Raw genomic sequence first — 14,904 nt, forward strand, 5'->3', positions numbered from 1 at the left:
GAATGGAGATTTTTATGAAAAAGCTCTTTGCATGGGTTCAAGTGAAAATATATCTGAAAGAGATAATGGATTAGCTTGCTTATTAGTATTGTGGAATAATAAACCGTTAGAAAAATACCAGGATGATATTGTAACAGTCTTTTGGAAGAATGACAGAGATGCTTTGCCGGTGACAGAATTATATTATTCATTCATTTGGGAGAGACTACCACATCCAGAGTCGGTCGAGTTTTCAAAATTATATTCTACATATTTGATGAAGACAAAATATGTAGAAAGCGTAACCCCAATTGGGCACGAAGTAAATAATTCATATGCAAGTGTTCGGGATTATTTTAGTTTCTTTTATTCAACATCGGAAATTTCGGTGAGAGAATGTAATAAGGTGATTTTAAATAAAGAACTTGCAAATACAATTTTGACTCGTTCATATGATTTCATAATTCATGAAAAAAGTTTATTGGAACATAATCTTATGGGAGAAAAAGAAGATTGTGAAAATAAATTTCTAGTAATTGAAGAACTTGTTGCACTTGTCTATTGTGAGGCAATAAAAAATCAGTTGATTACAGAAATATATCCATTGATTAAAAAAATTAAGATAGCATTATCAGATTGTCAAATTAGTACAATTGCAATTGATATGCTAGAAATGGTCGAGAAAAATGAAGTTGAAGAATGCGTAGATTTGTTCGAAAGTATTATTTTAACGAAAAATAAAAAGCTTTATTCAAGTGCATTTACAGGAATACAATGTTTGGTATTTATGAAAGAAAATTGTGATCAGGATGTATCGTTTGAAAAATTTTTCAGTTCAATCAAATATTTAGATATAGAGTATTCAAAGACATTATGGATTCATTTGACACCATTGCTTAGGCAACCTTTTTTTGCTAAGGAGGAAGCACAGAAATATATTACATTGTCTGTAAGCAAATGCATAGATATATATGAAAAATTGGCAAATCAAGGTGAACGTTATTATTTGGATGGTTTATATAATTGTGTGGATGCATTGCACCAATATTATAAAAATGTTAAAAGAACCGGAATGAACGAAACGGATGAATTAAAACAATGTATCGAAAAGGCTAAGAAAATAAAAAATTATGAGATTGCAAATATCTGGTCTTGTTAATAGTGTGATAACACTATGATAACAAAATCTCCAAAAAACACACGGACACAGCGGAAAATACGTTTTTTTCACACAAAACGAACGGAAAATAACCATTTAGCCTCTGCAACACGCCATTCTGATACCGTGAAGGTGGACGTACTGTAGGATTAGGCCGTGTTGCTTCTATTATTGTAAAATGGGCGGATTTGTGGCATACTGCTCTATAGAATTACCAATGATTGCATTTTGACAGAAAGAGGTATGTTTATGGAAACAGAAAAAAATGTGCTGATCGTGGATGACGAGACGATGATCTGTGATTCCGTTTCTGCTTACATAACAAAACAGGGATACCATGTGTTTACAGCCGGAGACGGCAAAGAGGCGCTGGAGATATTCCGGAAATATCCGATTATGTTTGTGATTCTCGATCTGATGCTGCCGGGGATGACGGGAGAAGAGATATGCCAGGCGATACGCAGACAGTCGAGAGTGCCGGTTATAATGTTGACGGCAAAGACACAGGAAGAGGATGTGCTGAACGGTCTGGACATCGGCGCGGATGATTATGTGACAAAACCCTTCAGTGTTAAGCAGCTATATGCCCGTATGGAGGCGATTCTGCGCCGGACTGGCAATGACCTGAAGCCGCTGGCGGAGAAATTTTCGTGGAATGACAATGACCTGCAGATTGATTTCGGGCATAGTGAGGTGCGCAAACAAGGAGAAGCGTTAAGCCTGACGCCGAGTGAGTGGAAAATTCTTTCCGCAATGATAAAACACCCCAAAAAGGTATTCTCGCGGGAAAATCTGATTGAACTTGTGTTTGGACCGGATTTTGACAGCTACGACCGTGTGATTGATACCCACATTAAAAACCTTCGCAAGAAGTTGGAAACGAATCCTAAAAATCCAGTCTATATAAAGACCGTGTATGGGCTGGGGTATAAATTCGGAGGTGAGGAAAATTGAGACGATACAGTCTCCGGCGCGTCCTCGCTGTCCGCTTCGCCCTGCTGGTACTGATTGCGATTTCCCTCATCAGCGTGGTGTCGAATATCATGATCAGCCGTGAGTTTGAAGAATATGTGGAAGAACAGCAAAGGCTGGAGGCGGATAGCATTGCGCAGAATATTTCCAGTCAATACCGCCTGGAGGATGGCGGCTGGAATATTGACTATGTGCATGGGATGGGGATGTATGCGCTGGAAGACGGATTTATTATCAAATTATATGACAAGGATGAAAATATCCTCTGGGATGCAGAAAATCACGATATGACGCTTTGCCATGAAGTGATGCAGTCCATCACTATTCTCATGGAGAAGGAGCGTGCGGAGCTGGACGGTAATTTTGTAACGCAAAGATATGATTTAAAACCATCAGAAGAGCTTGTGGGATATCTTGATATCAGCTATTACAGCCCTTATTACATGGATGAACATGATTTTCATTTTATTGCAGCATTGAACCGGATTCTGATAGCAGTTGGCAGTATTTCGCTGGTCAGCGCCATTATTATGGGTGTGTTGCTGGCGAATCACATTGCCAGACCGGTTTCTGAAGTAGTTGAGGTTACACAGAAGATTTCTGAGGGAGATTATACTGCGGGATTCAGAGATGGCGGCTGTGATGAGGGACTTACAAAGGATATCCGCACAAAAGAATTATATGAGCTGACAAACGCTGTCAGCCAGATGGCAAAATCCCTGAAGGAGCAGGAAGCCCTGCGGAAACGGCTGACGTCAGATGTGACGCATGAACTGCGGACACCGGTAGCGAATATATCGTCCTATATGGAAATGATGGCAGACGGGGTGATGGAGCCGACGACGGAACGGATGCAGAGCTGCTACGAGGAGCTGCAGCGCCTTTCCGGACTGATCTGTAATCTGGAGCGGCTGCGCCAGGTGGAAGATGAAAATCTTGTGCTTGATAAAACGGAGGTAGATCTGCTTGAATTGTCACAAAATGTTCTGGGAAATTTTGAAAGTCAGCTTTTGGAAAAGCATCTGAAGGGGCAGGTTTCGGGTGATGCCGCCGTTATCTTTGCAGATAAAGGACGGATCCAGCAGGTGCTTACTAATCTGGTATCTAATGCGATAAAATATTCAAACGACGGCGGCATGATTCACGTGGTCATTGAGGATACAAAAAATAGCGGTATCATACATGTCGAGGATAACGGAATCGGCATCCCACAGGAGGATCTCGGACGGATTTTTGAAAGATTTTACCGGACGGATAAATCCCGGAACCGTAAAACCGGCGGCGCAGGCATTGGTCTTACAATTGTCAGAACAATCGTACAGGCGCACGGGGGAAACATAAGCGTTGAAAGTAAAGAGGGAAAGGGGAGCTGTTTTACGATTATCCTGCCCAAAACGGATTCTCTTTAAAAGAAAGGGCAACAGTATCTTTTGTTTCAGATGCTGTAGCCTTTTTTGTGTATCCACATAAAAAACACAAATCTTCCTGTTAGACTGCACAGGAATGTGCAAGGAGGGAATGTGCAATGGAAAAAACAGTCCGGCTGCATATTGGCGGCATGACATGTGTAAACTGTGCTGACAAAATTAAGAAAACACTAAAGCGCACGAACGGCGTAATCCGTGCCAGTGTGAGCTATAACAATGCCATAGCTGATATTGCTTACGATGAGAAAATTATTTCTCTGAAAAAGATAATTACTGTTATTGAGAGACTTAACTACAAGGTGATTTTAAATCAGAAGGCTTCCGGAGCTGGCGTGGCGAAGACGACATGTATACTGGCAGTTATCGTTTTATTATATGTTGTATTGCAGGTGACAGGTATTCTGAATCTGCTGGCGCCGGGACAGCTTGCGGATGCAAAGATGAGTTATGGGATGCTTTTTGTGATTGGTCTGCTTACCTCGGTTCACTGCATTGCCATGTGCGGGGGCATTAATCTCTCGCAGTGTATTCCACAGACGGCGCAGGGAGAACCCGGTGACACTGGCAGACTGGCAGCATTTCGCCCGGCGCTGGCTTATAATATGGGAAGAGTGTTCTCTTATACGGCAGTCGGTTTTGTCCTTGGTTTTGCCGGCTCTCTGGCTGGCGGCGGTGCCGGAGCAGGACTGTCCGTATTTTTGCAGGGAATTCTGAAGATCATAGCGGGTCTGCTTATGGTCGTTATGGGAATCAATATGCTGGGGCTTTTTCCGTGGCTGCGCAAATTTACCATCCGTATGCCAAAGGCTCTTGCGCGGAAGGTGGGTGGTCAGAGGGCGAAAGCTGCCAGACCTTTTGCAGTCGGTATACTGAACGGTTTTATGCCCTGCGGACCGCTGCAGTCCATGTGGCTCGTTGCTTTGTCTGCAGGCAATCCGTTTGCCGGGGCGTTATCCATGTTTCTGTTCAGCCTTGGAACCGTGCCGCTAATGCTGGGACTTGGTTCGGTTGTTTCGGCCATTGGCAGAAAATTTGCAGATAAGGTGATGACAGCTGGCGCAGTGCTGGTCGTTGTCCTTGGGCTGGCAATGCTCTCACAGGGCGGCTCTCTCAGCGGATGGCTTCCGCCCGATCTGCTTCTGGTGCTTGTGATTGCCTTCGGTGTTGCGGGAGTGATGCTGAGTATTCCTATCGAAAAAAAGGTTTTCAAAAATATAGTTAATGTGGTGTCGCTGGCAGTTGTAATTGGCGCCTGCGCGCTGTGGAGCTATCAGGGAACGCAGACACAGCGTGGTCTGGCTGCGGACACAGGCATGGAAGCGGCTGATAGCGTGCAGGTGATCAACAGCACCCTGACTTATAGCCGTTATCCCGACATTACTGTACAGGCAGGGGTTCCGGTGAAATGGATTATTGATGCACCGGAAGGAAGCATTAACGGATGCAATTACAAGATTTTTATCCAGGATTACGGTATTGAATACACGTTTCACACGGGAGAAAATATCATTGAATTTACGCCGGAAGATACCGGTACGGTTCGTTATAGCTGCTGGATGGGAATGATTTACGGAAATATATACGTTACGGATGGAACAGAGAGCGGGGCTTCTGGTGCTGAAGGCAGCACGGCAGAGGCATCAGCGGGACTTATGTATTCCGGAAAGTCATGCTGTAACTAATCCTTGTAAATATCAGTTGCAAAGGACGGATTTTGAATGGGAGGTTTTCAAAAGTCCTTAAACGTTTCAAATGTTTTGTAGATTTTACAGAAGTCAACACAGATGTTCTGTTCTGGACAATAGCCGAACTCCGGAAATTCTGTGAGGGACAGAAAGTTACATAATGACAGAAAATAGCTGCCGCAAAGCTCAAGTATGATTGTGGATTGCGGCAGTTATTTTTTTAGCCTTCTTCGTCGGACAGCCTGTGTGCGGTACTCTTTCCGTTTTTCAGCTCCTGCACGGATTTCTTTACATAATTCAGATTTGCTTCGGAGAAAAACGAATCGGTATGGGAACAGAGAAACTGCTACTTTGAAATCACCAGATTATACCGGCTCCACAATTCATCTTTAAATTCAAAAACATTTTTTTCAAAATGGTTTTCAACGAATCCGATTTTTTCATAGCATCGTTTTGCTGCGGCGTTTTTGGCAAATACATTTAGCTGCACCAGCCCGGCGCCTGTTATATGAAAAGCATACTGTAATGCGAGATTTAGCATTTCTTTTCCATAGCCTTTTTGGCGTTTCTCTTTGTCCACTATGATAAATTTGAGAAATCCGGTATTATTTTCTGTGTCGACAGAATAGCAGAAGAAGCCGACCGGTTGTCCGGTATCCTCCGTTGCGACGTATGCGCAGCACGTCTGCTTCATTGAAAGTTTTTTCAAAAAGTTATGGAAGGATTCCTGCGTAACGGGAAAGGGCAGCATCAAGATACCCGCGTATTTCGATTGCAGTGTAGGTGTGACTGAAACGGTAGCCAAGCTTTTGCGCAAGCGCGGCGGAAGCCGCATTCTGCGCGTCCCAGCTTGGATAGAGATTTTGTTTCCGGCATTCCAGAATGAGTTTTGCACCGCACAGACAGGCGAATCCCTGTCTCCGGAAATCTTCTCTGGTATCAATCTCAACTTCGATGCCTTCCCGGTACCGGGTATAGGAGGAGGCGCCGGAGAGGATTACATGATTTTTATGTAACACCACCCCGGTTCCAAGCCGGTGGAATGTCTCATAATCCTTAAACTGCGCTACCAGGTCACGGCTCCAGCTCTCTGCCCTGCACAGATTGTAAAAGTGTTCATCAATTATGGAAAGGTCACAGTCTGCCGGCAGGCGGCTGACAATTTTCTCCAGCTTCTTTATATCAAAGATATCTGGTTCTTTATGGAAAGCGTAGCGGGTGACGATGGTTGCTTTTGTACCATAGCAGCGCAGCAGCAGTTCCTTCCACGCATCATTTTGCGGGACAAGGATAATAAAATCCTGGCGGCACCATTCTGGCTTATAGGCGGCAAGCTCTGCATCCGGTCTGCCGGCAAAAAAAGCAAAATCGGCGAGGATTGCCATAACAGCCGTCGGATTTTCCGTATCATTTGCATAAAGCTTTCCCATAACACCCTGCAGACAGGACCAGATAATGGTTTCTTCCCAGCCGTCAAACAGGCGGGCAATATGTGCGGTGACGGTAGTTTCGTATATCATTTTCCCAACCTCAACAATAAGTGAAATATCAGATATTAGTATAGCACATGGCAGTCGTGTCGCGCAATGCTGCTGTGTACATTATCCGATACATTCCTTAGCAGATAAATCGGCACGGTCTGTCTTCTCCTTTTTCCTGCATGCTTGAACTGTAACTATCTATATGTTACGCCTTATTCCGCTTGCAGCGGATGCCTGAGCCAGCTCAGGACAGCAGCGGTTATATTTCAGTGGAAAAAATTCCAGTAATATGATAAGATGGGCTGGAAACAGATGGATGCCAGAGCATTTGCCGGAGACATCACAAAAGAATAGTTAAGAAAGGGGAGGACAAAATGTTAGAATTTAAGTATGATACACAGTTATTGATTGAAGGAAAAGATTTGGACGAGGACGAAATCAGCGATTATTTTACAGAGCATTTCCAGGGAGACTGCCTGCTGGCAGTAGGAGACGAGGAGTTGATTAAAATCCATTTCCACACAAATAAGCCGTGGGAGGTGCTGGAATATTGTGCGACACTCGGCGAGATCTATGATATCGTTGTGGAGGATATGGACCGGCAGGCGCGTGGACTGAAGGGCTAAAGAGACGAAGTAAGAAGAAACGCATTTCAGCAAAAGCAGTATATTAAAAAGTAATATATTGAAAAGTAATATATTTCAAAAGTGCTTGACTCTTACCCTGCGTCATACTTTACACTGAATGTACACGGAAGGAGAGGAAGGCAATGAGAACAGTAAAAGAGGTCAGCAGTCTGACGGGCGTAAGTATACGTGCGCTTCATTATTACGATACCATCGGGCTTCTGCATCCGGCAGAGGTGACGGAATCGGGGTACCGGCTTTATGACGATAAGGCTCTGGAGAAGCTGCAGATGATTCTGCTGTTCCGCGAGCTGAAATTTCCGCTGAAGGATATTCAGAAGATTCTGCAAAGCACGGATTTTGACAGAGCAAAGGCATTGGAGCAGCAGATTGCGCTGCTTAGTCTGCAGAAGGAGCATATTGAAAATCTAATCAGCCTTGCCCGTGAAATACAGCAGACAGGAGTGAAAAATATGTTAGATTTCAGCGCATTTGATACGAAGAAGATGGATGACTATGCCAGGAGGGCAAAGGAAGCGTGGGGCAGCACAGAGGCTTATCAAGAGTTTGAGCAAAAAGCGAAATACCGCTCCGCCAGGGAGGAGCTGGGTCTCGGCGAGGGACTGATGGATATTTTCCGGGAATTCGGGCAGATGCGGGATACGGATGTGCATGATGGGATTGTGCAGCGGCAGGTGGAAAAGCTGCGCGATTACATTACCGCACATTATTACCAGTGTACGCCGGAAATTCTGCAGTCGCTTGGCTGCATGTATGCCGCTGGCGGAGAATTTACGGAGAATATTGACCGTGCGGGCGGCACCGGAACGGCAGTGTTTGTACAAAAAGCGATTGAGAGTTTCTGCCGGTAATCCACAGAATTGACTGCGCAGTGCAGCAGGCGTTTAAAGTTGGTGCGTACAATAACATGGCAGGTGGAGAAAAGTATGAAAGGGAAAGGCGTGGTTGTCTTTCTCTTTTTTCGATGCTATAATCATAAATATGTACAGGGATTCTGATATCACAAAATGCAAAAGAGGAATTGTGGATGAAGAAGAAGCTTGCAATGCCAGTCATACGCAAAATCGAGGACAATGAAGCCTCTCTGATAAAGTTTGAAGAGGAGCTGCGCGCTGATTCAGCAATAAAGGAGCAGGAAATCCTTCTGGATTATCCAACGGTGTATATTCATAACTGGAAGTATAAAAAGACGTATGAGGTATATATTGGTGAGACCAACAGTATTATTCGGCGTACCAGGCAGCATCTTACGGATGTGGAAAATGGGAAGAAATGGTCGGAAAAGCTCGTGGAAAATAAAGCAGAACTGTTGATTATTGGTCATGAGCACTTTAATACATCACTCACAAGGGATGTTGAGAACCGCCTGATACAGTATATGATGAGTATAGAAAGTGTACGGAAAGTTTATAATGTCCGGGGAAATCCGCAGAATAAATATTATCCGGAGAAGGAATTTGAATGGATTTTCCGGGAAATCTGGAAGAAACTGCGGAAAATAGATGATAATCTTTTTCTGGAGGAAAGTGCAATCAGGGATTCTGCGCTGTTTAAAGCATCTCCGCTGCATAAGCTGACGGCTGACCAGGAAAGAGCAAAGGAACTGATTGTTCGGAAAGTGATGGAAGCGCTGAAGGAAAATAAAAAGAAGCAGTTGATTTTTATTGAAGGAGAGGCGGGAACTGGAAAGACGGTTCTGAACAGCAGTACTTTTTATGAACTTTATAACCGTGCGGAAGAGTTTGGTCTGGGTAATTTGAAGTGTTATTTGATGGTAAATCACGAAGAGCAGCGTAAGGTGTATGAGCAGATTGCAAAGAAGCTTGGTTTAACAGAGCAATTTGGGGAGATTGTCTGCAAGCCGACCACGTTTATTAATCAGCATCGTCCAGAGAATCCTGTTGACGTAGCATTTGTTGATGAGGCGCATCTTTTGCTGACACAAGGCAGAATGTCATATAAAGGAAAGGGGCAGCTTCGTGATATTATAGACCGTGCGAGGATAACGGTAGTTATGTTTGATGAAAATCAGATTCTGACGGCAGATCAATACTGGGAGGCGGAGCTTCTGGAGCGGTATAAACAAATGGCGAAAGAACAGGGCAATTACCGTGAACTGAAAAATCAGCTCAGAATGGCGGCTGATGAGCAGACGATAGCGTGGATAGATGCTTTCACAAAGCAACGCAGACTGATAAAAATACCGGATGATTCAACTGGATATGAGATACGGGTGTTTGATGAGCCTGTAGAATTGGAGCGGGCGATAAAACAAAAAGGCAGATGCAGGAAAACAGCGCTTTCCCGTATGGTTGCTACTTATGACTGGAAGTATGATAAGAAAAAGCTGCCGGAAAACAGAGTAACAAAATACTGGGAGGTTATGATAAAGCATTGGCATAAGCCGTGGAATTATCAGCTTCAGAAGGATATGGAGGCAAAGGAGCGTAAGGATATAAAGGAGCTTGCCTGGGCGGAGCAGCCTCAGACTATCAATGAGATTGGCTCAACTTATACGATACAGGGATTTGATCTGAATTATGTGGGAGTTATTCTGGGACCGTCTGTAACATATCGCAATGGTGAGATTATTTTTGATCCTGGAAAAAGCTGTAATAAAAATGCAGTAAAAAACCGGACATTGTCCGACGGAACGAAGCGGAAATTTGGTGAAATGCTGATACAGCACGAGGTTCGGGTGCTGATGACGCGCGGTATAAACGGACTGTATCTTTACGCATATGATGAGGAGCTTAGAAAGGCGCTGCAGGATGCGGCGGTGAAGTGAGGAAGAAGGATTATGAATGAGAGTACGATAAAAGAACTGACTGGCAGAGTGCAGGCGTTTTGTGAGGAAAGGGACTGGGACCAGTTCCACAATCCGAAGGACCTGGCAATTGGTATCTCTACGGAAGCGAATGAATTGTTGGATATTTTCCGGTTTAAATCAGAGAGCGAGATGCAGGAAATTTTTGCGGATGAAGCAAAACGGGAGCATGTGGAGGAGGAACTGGCGGATACCTTTTTCTTTATTCTGCGGTTTGCCCAGAAAAACCAGATTGACCTTGGAGAAATCCTAAATAAAAAAATTGCCAGAAATGCGGAAAAATACCCGGTGGAAAAGAGCCGGGGAAGCAACTTAAAATATACGGAAATACGATAAGAACAGAGAAAGCAGGGAGAAAATGTTAGCATATACATATGTTGCACCGGGAGATTTCCGGCTTCTGGAAAAGCCGCTGCCGGAGCTTGCGGATGAGAAAGACGCTATTGTGCGGGTGACGCTGGCGAGCATCTGCACCAGCGATATTCACATTAAACACGGAGCGGTTCCGCGGGCAGTGCCGGGGATTACCGTCGGGCACGAAATGGTCGGGATTGTGGAAGCGGTGGGCAGTGCGGTCACAAAAGTGAAGCCGGGCGACCGGGTGGTCGTGAATGTGGAGACATTTTGCGGGGAATGCTTTTTCTGCAGGCATGGTTATGTGAACAACTGCACGGATAAAAACGGCGGCTGGGCGCTTGGCTGCCGGATTGACGGCGGGCAGGCGGAATTTGTGCGCGTCCCGTATGCTGACCAGGGGCTGACGGTGATTCCGGATACGGTCTCCTTCGAGCAGGCGCTTTTCGTGGGGGATGTACTGGCTACGGGGTTCTGGGCGGCGCGCATTTCAGAAATCACCGCGGAGGATACCGTGCTGATTCTGGGCGCGGGGCCGACCGGCATCTGTACGCTGCTCTGCGCGATGCTGAAGCAGCCACGACAGATTATCGTATGCGAGAAGGATGAGGAACGGCTGGCGTTTGTGCGCAGCCATTATCCGCAGGTAATTGCCGCAGCGCCGGAGGAGCTTACGCAGACGATTGCGCGGTACTGCCCGCACGGCGGCGCGGACGTGGTGCTGGAGGTGGCGGGCGCGAAGGACACCTTCCGGACGGCATGGCAGTGCGCAAGACCGAACGGAATCGTGACTGTGGTCGCGCTGTATGAGGAGGACCAGATACTGCCGCTTCCGCAGATGTACGGGAAAAATCTGACGTTTAAGACCGGCGGGGTGGACGGCTGCGACTGTGAGGAGCTGCTGGCGCTGATTGCGCAGGGGAAAATTGACACGACGCCGCTGATTACACACGAATATCCGCTGGAAAAAATTGCGGAGGCGTATGATGTATTTGAAAACAGAAAAGACCATGTGATAAAGGTAGCGGTGCGGTGCTGACAGGACAGCTTGACCGGACTGTCACGCTACGGCGAACGGAGCAAACAGTAACGCTGTTATGTCTCTGGTGCGGCGTCTGATAAAAAGATGGCACAAAATTATTGACAAACGATAATTTTGTGCTATACTTTTCTTAAAGAATTATCGTAAAACAATAATTTTTGCGAGGGAGACACGGTTTGGATAAACCAGAGCGAGGTCTGTCCGTCTGGAGGTGACGATATGAGATACCGGTATTTTTATTCTGCGCTGGCGTTGGAGGCGATTCTTTGTGTGATATTTGCATTGCCGCAGATACAGCTTTCCGGGGTGTTTACATCTATTGCGGCGTTTCCGTTTGAGCAGATTGGTCTGGGGCTGCGTATGCTTTCGCTGTCCGGGACGGCGGGCAATCTGGCAGCGATTTTGCTTTATCTGCTGCTGGGGCTGCTTCCGTGCGCTGTTTATTATTTCCTGCGGGCGAAAAAGCGTCTGTGCGGTGCGGACTGGCTGCTGATTGTTCTGAGCGTGCTGCTGTTTGTCGTAAATTATTATATGATTAATCCGGGGCTTCTGGGTGCGGGTGCGGCGGGCAGCGCAAAATGGATACCGGGCGGCACTTTTTATGCGGTGCTGTGCGGCTATCTGGCTCTGCGAATGCTTTGTATGTATGCGTCGGCTGATGCAAAAAAGCTGCAGGAGGCGCTGAAGCTTCTGCTGTTGTTTATGATGGCGGTTTTTGTCTACGGAGTGTCCGGGCAGGAGCTGGGATGGCTGTTTTCGGCGATACAGAATGTGCAGAGCGGCAACAGCATATCGGTGGAGGTGACGGCGCTGTATGGACCGGCGCAGGAGCTGATCCCCACGTATGTTTTTCTGGTGTTCCAGTTTCTGATAAGAGCGCTTCCCTGGTGCATGGACCTGGCGGCGGCATTTCTGGCGCTCCGGATGCTGGATGCGCTGGGAAAGGACCGCTATTCTGAAGAGGCGGTCGGCGCGGTAAAAAAGCTGGCGGACTTTTGCCGGATGGCGCTCTCTGTTACGATTGGGGCGGAAATTCTGTTTCATGTGCTGCAGTTTCTTCTGCGGGAGCGGCTTTATCAGATGGATATTTTTATCCGCTTTCCGGTACTTTCAATCGTATTTGTGCTGGCAATGCTGCTGGCGGCGCGTTATCTGCAGGAGGACCAGAGAATGAAGCAGGAACACGATTTATTTATATAACAGGCTGAGGAAAAATATGGGAATTCGGGTTTGTCTGGAAAATGTATTAAAGGAGCGGGGAATGACGTCGAAGGAGCTTTATGCGCTGGTTGGAATTACGGAAGCCAATCTTTCGGTGTTGCGCAGCGGAAAAGCAAAGGGCGTCCGTTTCCATACCATCAACCGTATCTGTTATTTTCTGCATTGCGATGTGGGAGATATTTTAAAGTTCGACGGGGAGCTTGGGGAGGAGGAAAATCATGAAACGTAAAGAATGTGCGGCGGCTCTGGGAATACTTTCGGCGATGATTTTGAGCGGCTGTTCTCTGGCGATTCCGGGCGCGGGAGCAGAGGGCGGGGAGGACCGGCTGATTGGCGCTTTTATTACGGAGGATTATCCGGACCTTTTTGATATGGAGGCATATCTGCAGGACCATGTCTCACAGTTTAAAAATGCAGGGGAAATCCAGATTGGAAATACCGTCGGCTACGAGCAGAAGCTGTATGCGGTAATCGATAAAAAGGGCAGTGAAAATGCGTCTGACTGGGATATTTCCTTTGGAGAGCTGGAGGGCATTTCCTTCTTTGCCGTGAACCATGAGAGCAGTGAGGGAGCGCAGACGTGGGATTCTGTGTATAGCGCTGGCATTTCGGATGTGAGCACAGATATCAATGTCACAGATGATAGCAGTGAATTAAGCCTGAAGGGGACGATTTATATCGTGCCGGGACAGGCAGATAAGGATATTGCCTACTATATGAACCCGGTGTTTCAGACTGCGGACGGGCGGATTTATCTGACGGGTGGCAGCGGCTTTAGTACAAGCGGGGAGTCGGGAGAGGAAAGCGTCTACTTTACGTCTACCCTGGATGGGGAGGTTCGGACTACGGGGAACGGAAAGTGCAAAACGGAAAAAAGCAGTGTCGCACTCAGCTATGCAACCATGTATCCGCCGGTCAGGATCACACTTTATCAGATGGATGAAGCGCATCAGTGTCTGAAAAAGCAGGAGTTTGTTCCAGGAACGCTCCCGGAAAGTCTGAAGCTGGAGCCGGGAGCGGCGTATCTTCTGACGGAGACAGAAAAAGAACGGCTGTCCGGCGAACGCTTTTTTACCAGAGCGGTATACGACAACCGGGAGGACGCGGAGAACATCATGAAGACCTGGTATGAATCCGGAAACGGGATCCTGGCGGGGCAGGAAACTGTTCTGGAATGGAATTAGGGGAGCCTCCGGTGCGAAAAGCTCTGGCTGCGGCGGCGCCGCGCAGGAGAATTTCCGGAAGCTATCCGGAGCATCTGCAAAGTTCCCAGAAGGCGACAGCGCTTGCCGCGGCAACATTCAGAGAATCAACGCCATGCGCCATCGGGATGCGGACGGTATAATCACAGTCTGCGAGCGTAGCGGCAGAAAGTCCGTCACCCTCCGAGCCGAGTATGACAGCAAGCTTTTCCTCCCCGGCGAGCCGCTGGTCAGAAACCGGGATGGAGCTGTCAGTCAGCGCCATTGCGGCAGTTCCAAAGCAGAGACTTTTCAGAAAGCGGACATACGACGGGAAATGCTGCGTTTCTTTGGCCGTCAGCCAGGTCCAGGGTATCTGGAAAACAGTGCCCATACTGACGCGGATGGAGCGGCGGTACAGCGGATTGCTGCAGTCGGGGGTGAGAAGAACGGCATCCATGCCAAGCGCCGCCGCAGAGCGGAAGATTGCGCCGACATTAGTGGGATTCATCACATTTTCCAGTACGGCGATCCGGCGCGCGCCGCTGCACACCTCCCGGACAGAGGGCAGGGGCGGACGTCGCATGGCGCAGAGCACACCGCGTGTCAGCGCAAACCCGGTAAGCTTTGTCAGCACATCAAAATCAGCCGTGTAGACCGGCACATCCCCGCAGCGCGCAAGGACATCGCGCGCCTCACCTTCAATGTGTTTTCGTTCCAGTAAAAGCGATACCGGAATGCAGCCGGCATCCAGCGCGCGTTCCACCACCTTAGGGCTTTCTGCGATGAAAAGCCCTTTTTCCGGTTCGTGGCGGTTGAGAAGCTGTCCTTCTGTGAGGCGGGCATAGACATCCAGCTCCGGGGCGTTAAAATTAGTGATTTCAATAATATGCGGCATGACGAATTTCCTCCTGCTTGAAATGATGGGT

General features: G+C 47.2%; 15 protein-coding genes. 12 read left to right on the plus strand and 3 right to left on the minus strand.

Going from position 1 to position 14,904, the window contains the following annotated elements; genetic code table 11:
- The first annotated feature begins 31 nt into the window (after positions 1 to 31).
- The 4 genes from NQ534_RS13345 to NQ534_RS13360 all read left to right on the plus strand — a co-directional run bounded on the left by NQ534_RS13345 (position 32) and on the right by NQ534_RS13360 (position 5,219).
- Positions 32 to 1,138, plus strand: a complete 1,107-nt coding sequence (locus tag NQ534_RS13345) for a hypothetical protein (protein ID WP_006863827.1) — start codon at positions 32 to 34, stop codon at positions 1,136 to 1,138.
- A 249-nt stretch (positions 1,139 to 1,387) separates the two neighbouring features.
- Positions 1,388 to 2,092, plus strand: a complete 705-nt coding sequence (locus NQ534_RS13350) for a response regulator transcription factor (protein ID WP_040784901.1) — start codon at positions 1,388 to 1,390, stop codon at positions 2,090 to 2,092.
- Entirely contained in the window at positions 2,089 to 3,519 is a 1,431-nt protein-coding gene (locus NQ534_RS13355) for a sensor histidine kinase (protein WP_006863824.1), read from the plus strand. The genes NQ534_RS13350 and NQ534_RS13355 overlap by 4 nt, the downstream gene beginning before the upstream one ends.
- A gap of 116 nt (positions 3,520 to 3,635) precedes the next feature.
- A complete protein-coding gene (locus NQ534_RS13360) occupies positions 3,636 to 5,219 on the plus strand; it encodes an urease accessory protein UreH domain-containing protein (protein WP_006863823.1) in 1,584 nt (527 codons plus the stop codon).
- Positions 5,220 to 5,568: 349 nt separating this feature from the next.
- Here NQ534_RS13360 and NQ534_RS13365 read toward each other — a convergent pair whose 3' ends face one another.
- Positions 5,569 to 5,916, minus strand: a complete 348-nt coding sequence (locus NQ534_RS13365) for a GNAT family N-acetyltransferase (RefSeq protein ID WP_006863821.1) — start codon at positions 5,914 to 5,916, stop codon at positions 5,569 to 5,571.
- Positions 5,917 to 5,935: 19 nt separating this feature from the next.
- The gene (locus NQ534_RS13370) at positions 5,936 to 6,742 is read right to left on the minus strand and encodes a GNAT family N-acetyltransferase (RefSeq protein ID WP_006863820.1); all 807 of its coding nucleotides are present in this window, start codon (positions 6,740 to 6,742) and stop codon (positions 5,936 to 5,938) included.
- Between the two features lie 335 nt (positions 6,743 to 7,077).
- Between NQ534_RS13370 and NQ534_RS13375 the strand changes: the two genes are divergently transcribed.
- The 8 genes from NQ534_RS13375 to NQ534_RS13410 all read left to right on the plus strand — a co-directional run bounded on the left by NQ534_RS13375 (position 7,078) and on the right by NQ534_RS13410 (position 13,978).
- A complete protein-coding gene (locus NQ534_RS13375; RefSeq protein ID WP_006863819.1) occupies positions 7,078 to 7,329 on the plus strand; it encodes a fatty acid kinase subunit FakA-related protein in 252 nt (83 codons plus the stop codon).
- Between the two features lie 143 nt (positions 7,330 to 7,472).
- Positions 7,473 to 8,201: a MerR family transcriptional regulator gene (locus NQ534_RS13380; RefSeq protein WP_006863818.1), complete on the plus strand. Its 729-nt coding sequence runs from the start codon at positions 7,473 to 7,475 to the stop codon at positions 8,199 to 8,201.
- A 176-nt stretch (positions 8,202 to 8,377) separates the two neighbouring features.
- A complete protein-coding gene (locus NQ534_RS13385) occupies positions 8,378 to 10,138 on the plus strand; it encodes a DUF2075 domain-containing protein (RefSeq protein WP_006863817.1) in 1,761 nt (586 codons plus the stop codon).
- Positions 10,139 to 10,150: 12 nt separating this feature from the next.
- Entirely contained in the window at positions 10,151 to 10,513 is a 363-nt protein-coding gene (locus tag NQ534_RS13390; protein ID WP_006863816.1) for a nucleotide pyrophosphohydrolase, read from the plus strand.
- Between the two features lie 22 nt (positions 10,514 to 10,535).
- A complete protein-coding gene (locus NQ534_RS13395; protein ID WP_006863815.1) occupies positions 10,536 to 11,570 on the plus strand; it encodes an alcohol dehydrogenase in 1,035 nt (344 codons plus the stop codon).
- A 222-nt stretch (positions 11,571 to 11,792) separates the two neighbouring features.
- Complete coding sequence (locus NQ534_RS13400; RefSeq protein WP_006863814.1) at positions 11,793 to 12,773, plus strand: hypothetical protein; 981 nt, start codon at positions 11,793 to 11,795, stop codon at positions 12,771 to 12,773.
- Between the two features lie 16 nt (positions 12,774 to 12,789).
- Positions 12,790 to 13,023: a helix-turn-helix domain-containing protein gene (locus tag NQ534_RS13405; protein ID WP_006863813.1), complete on the plus strand. Its 234-nt coding sequence runs from the start codon at positions 12,790 to 12,792 to the stop codon at positions 13,021 to 13,023.
- Positions 13,013 to 13,978 carry a hypothetical protein gene (locus NQ534_RS13410; protein ID WP_006863812.1) on the plus strand — a complete coding sequence of 322 codons (966 nt, stop codon included), beginning with the start codon at positions 13,013 to 13,015 and terminating at the stop codon, positions 13,976 to 13,978. Before NQ534_RS13405 ends, NQ534_RS13410 begins: the two co-directional genes overlap by 11 nt.
- Positions 13,979 to 14,039: 61 nt before the next feature.
- Here NQ534_RS13410 and NQ534_RS13415 read toward each other — a convergent pair whose 3' ends face one another.
- On the minus strand, positions 14,040 to 14,873 hold the full coding sequence (locus tag NQ534_RS13415; RefSeq protein ID WP_006863811.1) for a TrmH family RNA methyltransferase: 834 nt from the start codon (positions 14,871 to 14,873) through the stop codon (positions 14,040 to 14,042).
- Between the last annotated feature and the right edge of the window lie 31 nt (positions 14,874 to 14,904).

The sequence above is a fragment of the Marvinbryantia formatexigens DSM 14469 genome (assembly GCF_025148285.1).
GTDB classification, from domain to species: domain Bacteria; phylum Bacillota; class Clostridia; order Lachnospirales; family Lachnospiraceae; genus Marvinbryantia; species Marvinbryantia formatexigens.

Bases quoted from the DNA above. Each gene is read 5' to 3' on its own strand.
- NQ534_RS13370 (WP_006863820.1), bottom strand. From the start codon at position 6,742: ATGATATACGAAACTACCGTCACCGCACATATTGCCCGCCTGTTTGAC.
- NQ534_RS13350 (WP_040784901.1), top strand. From the start codon at position 1,388: ATGGAAACAGAAAAAAATGTGCTGATCGTGGATGACGAGACGATGATC.
- NQ534_RS13400 (WP_006863814.1), top strand. From the start codon at position 11,793: ATGAGATACCGGTATTTTTATTCTGCGCTGGCGTTGGAGGCGATTCTT.
- NQ534_RS13345 (WP_006863827.1), top strand. From the start codon at position 32: ATGGGTTCAAGTGAAAATATATCTGAAAGAGATAATGGATTAGCTTGC.
- NQ534_RS13395 (WP_006863815.1), top strand. From the start codon at position 10,536: ATGTTAGCATATACATATGTTGCACCGGGAGATTTCCGGCTTCTGGAA.
- NQ534_RS13365 (WP_006863821.1), bottom strand. From the start codon at position 5,916: ATGAAGCAGACGTGCTGCGCATACGTCGCAACGGAGGATACCGGACAA.
- NQ534_RS13390 (WP_006863816.1), top strand. From the start codon at position 10,151: ATGAATGAGAGTACGATAAAAGAACTGACTGGCAGAGTGCAGGCGTTT.
- NQ534_RS13380 (WP_006863818.1), top strand. From the start codon at position 7,473: ATGAGAACAGTAAAAGAGGTCAGCAGTCTGACGGGCGTAAGTATACGT.
- NQ534_RS13385 (WP_006863817.1), top strand. From the start codon at position 8,378: ATGAAGAAGAAGCTTGCAATGCCAGTCATACGCAAAATCGAGGACAAT.
- NQ534_RS13410 (WP_006863812.1), top strand. From the start codon at position 13,013: ATGAAACGTAAAGAATGTGCGGCGGCTCTGGGAATACTTTCGGCGATG.
- NQ534_RS13360 (WP_006863823.1), top strand. From the start codon at position 3,636: ATGGAAAAAACAGTCCGGCTGCATATTGGCGGCATGACATGTGTAAAC.
- NQ534_RS13375 (WP_006863819.1), top strand. From the start codon at position 7,078: ATGTTAGAATTTAAGTATGATACACAGTTATTGATTGAAGGAAAAGAT.
- NQ534_RS13405 (WP_006863813.1), top strand. From the start codon at position 12,790: ATGGGAATTCGGGTTTGTCTGGAAAATGTATTAAAGGAGCGGGGAATG.
- NQ534_RS13415 (WP_006863811.1), bottom strand. From the start codon at position 14,873: ATGCCGCATATTATTGAAATCACTAATTTTAACGCCCCGGAGCTGGAT.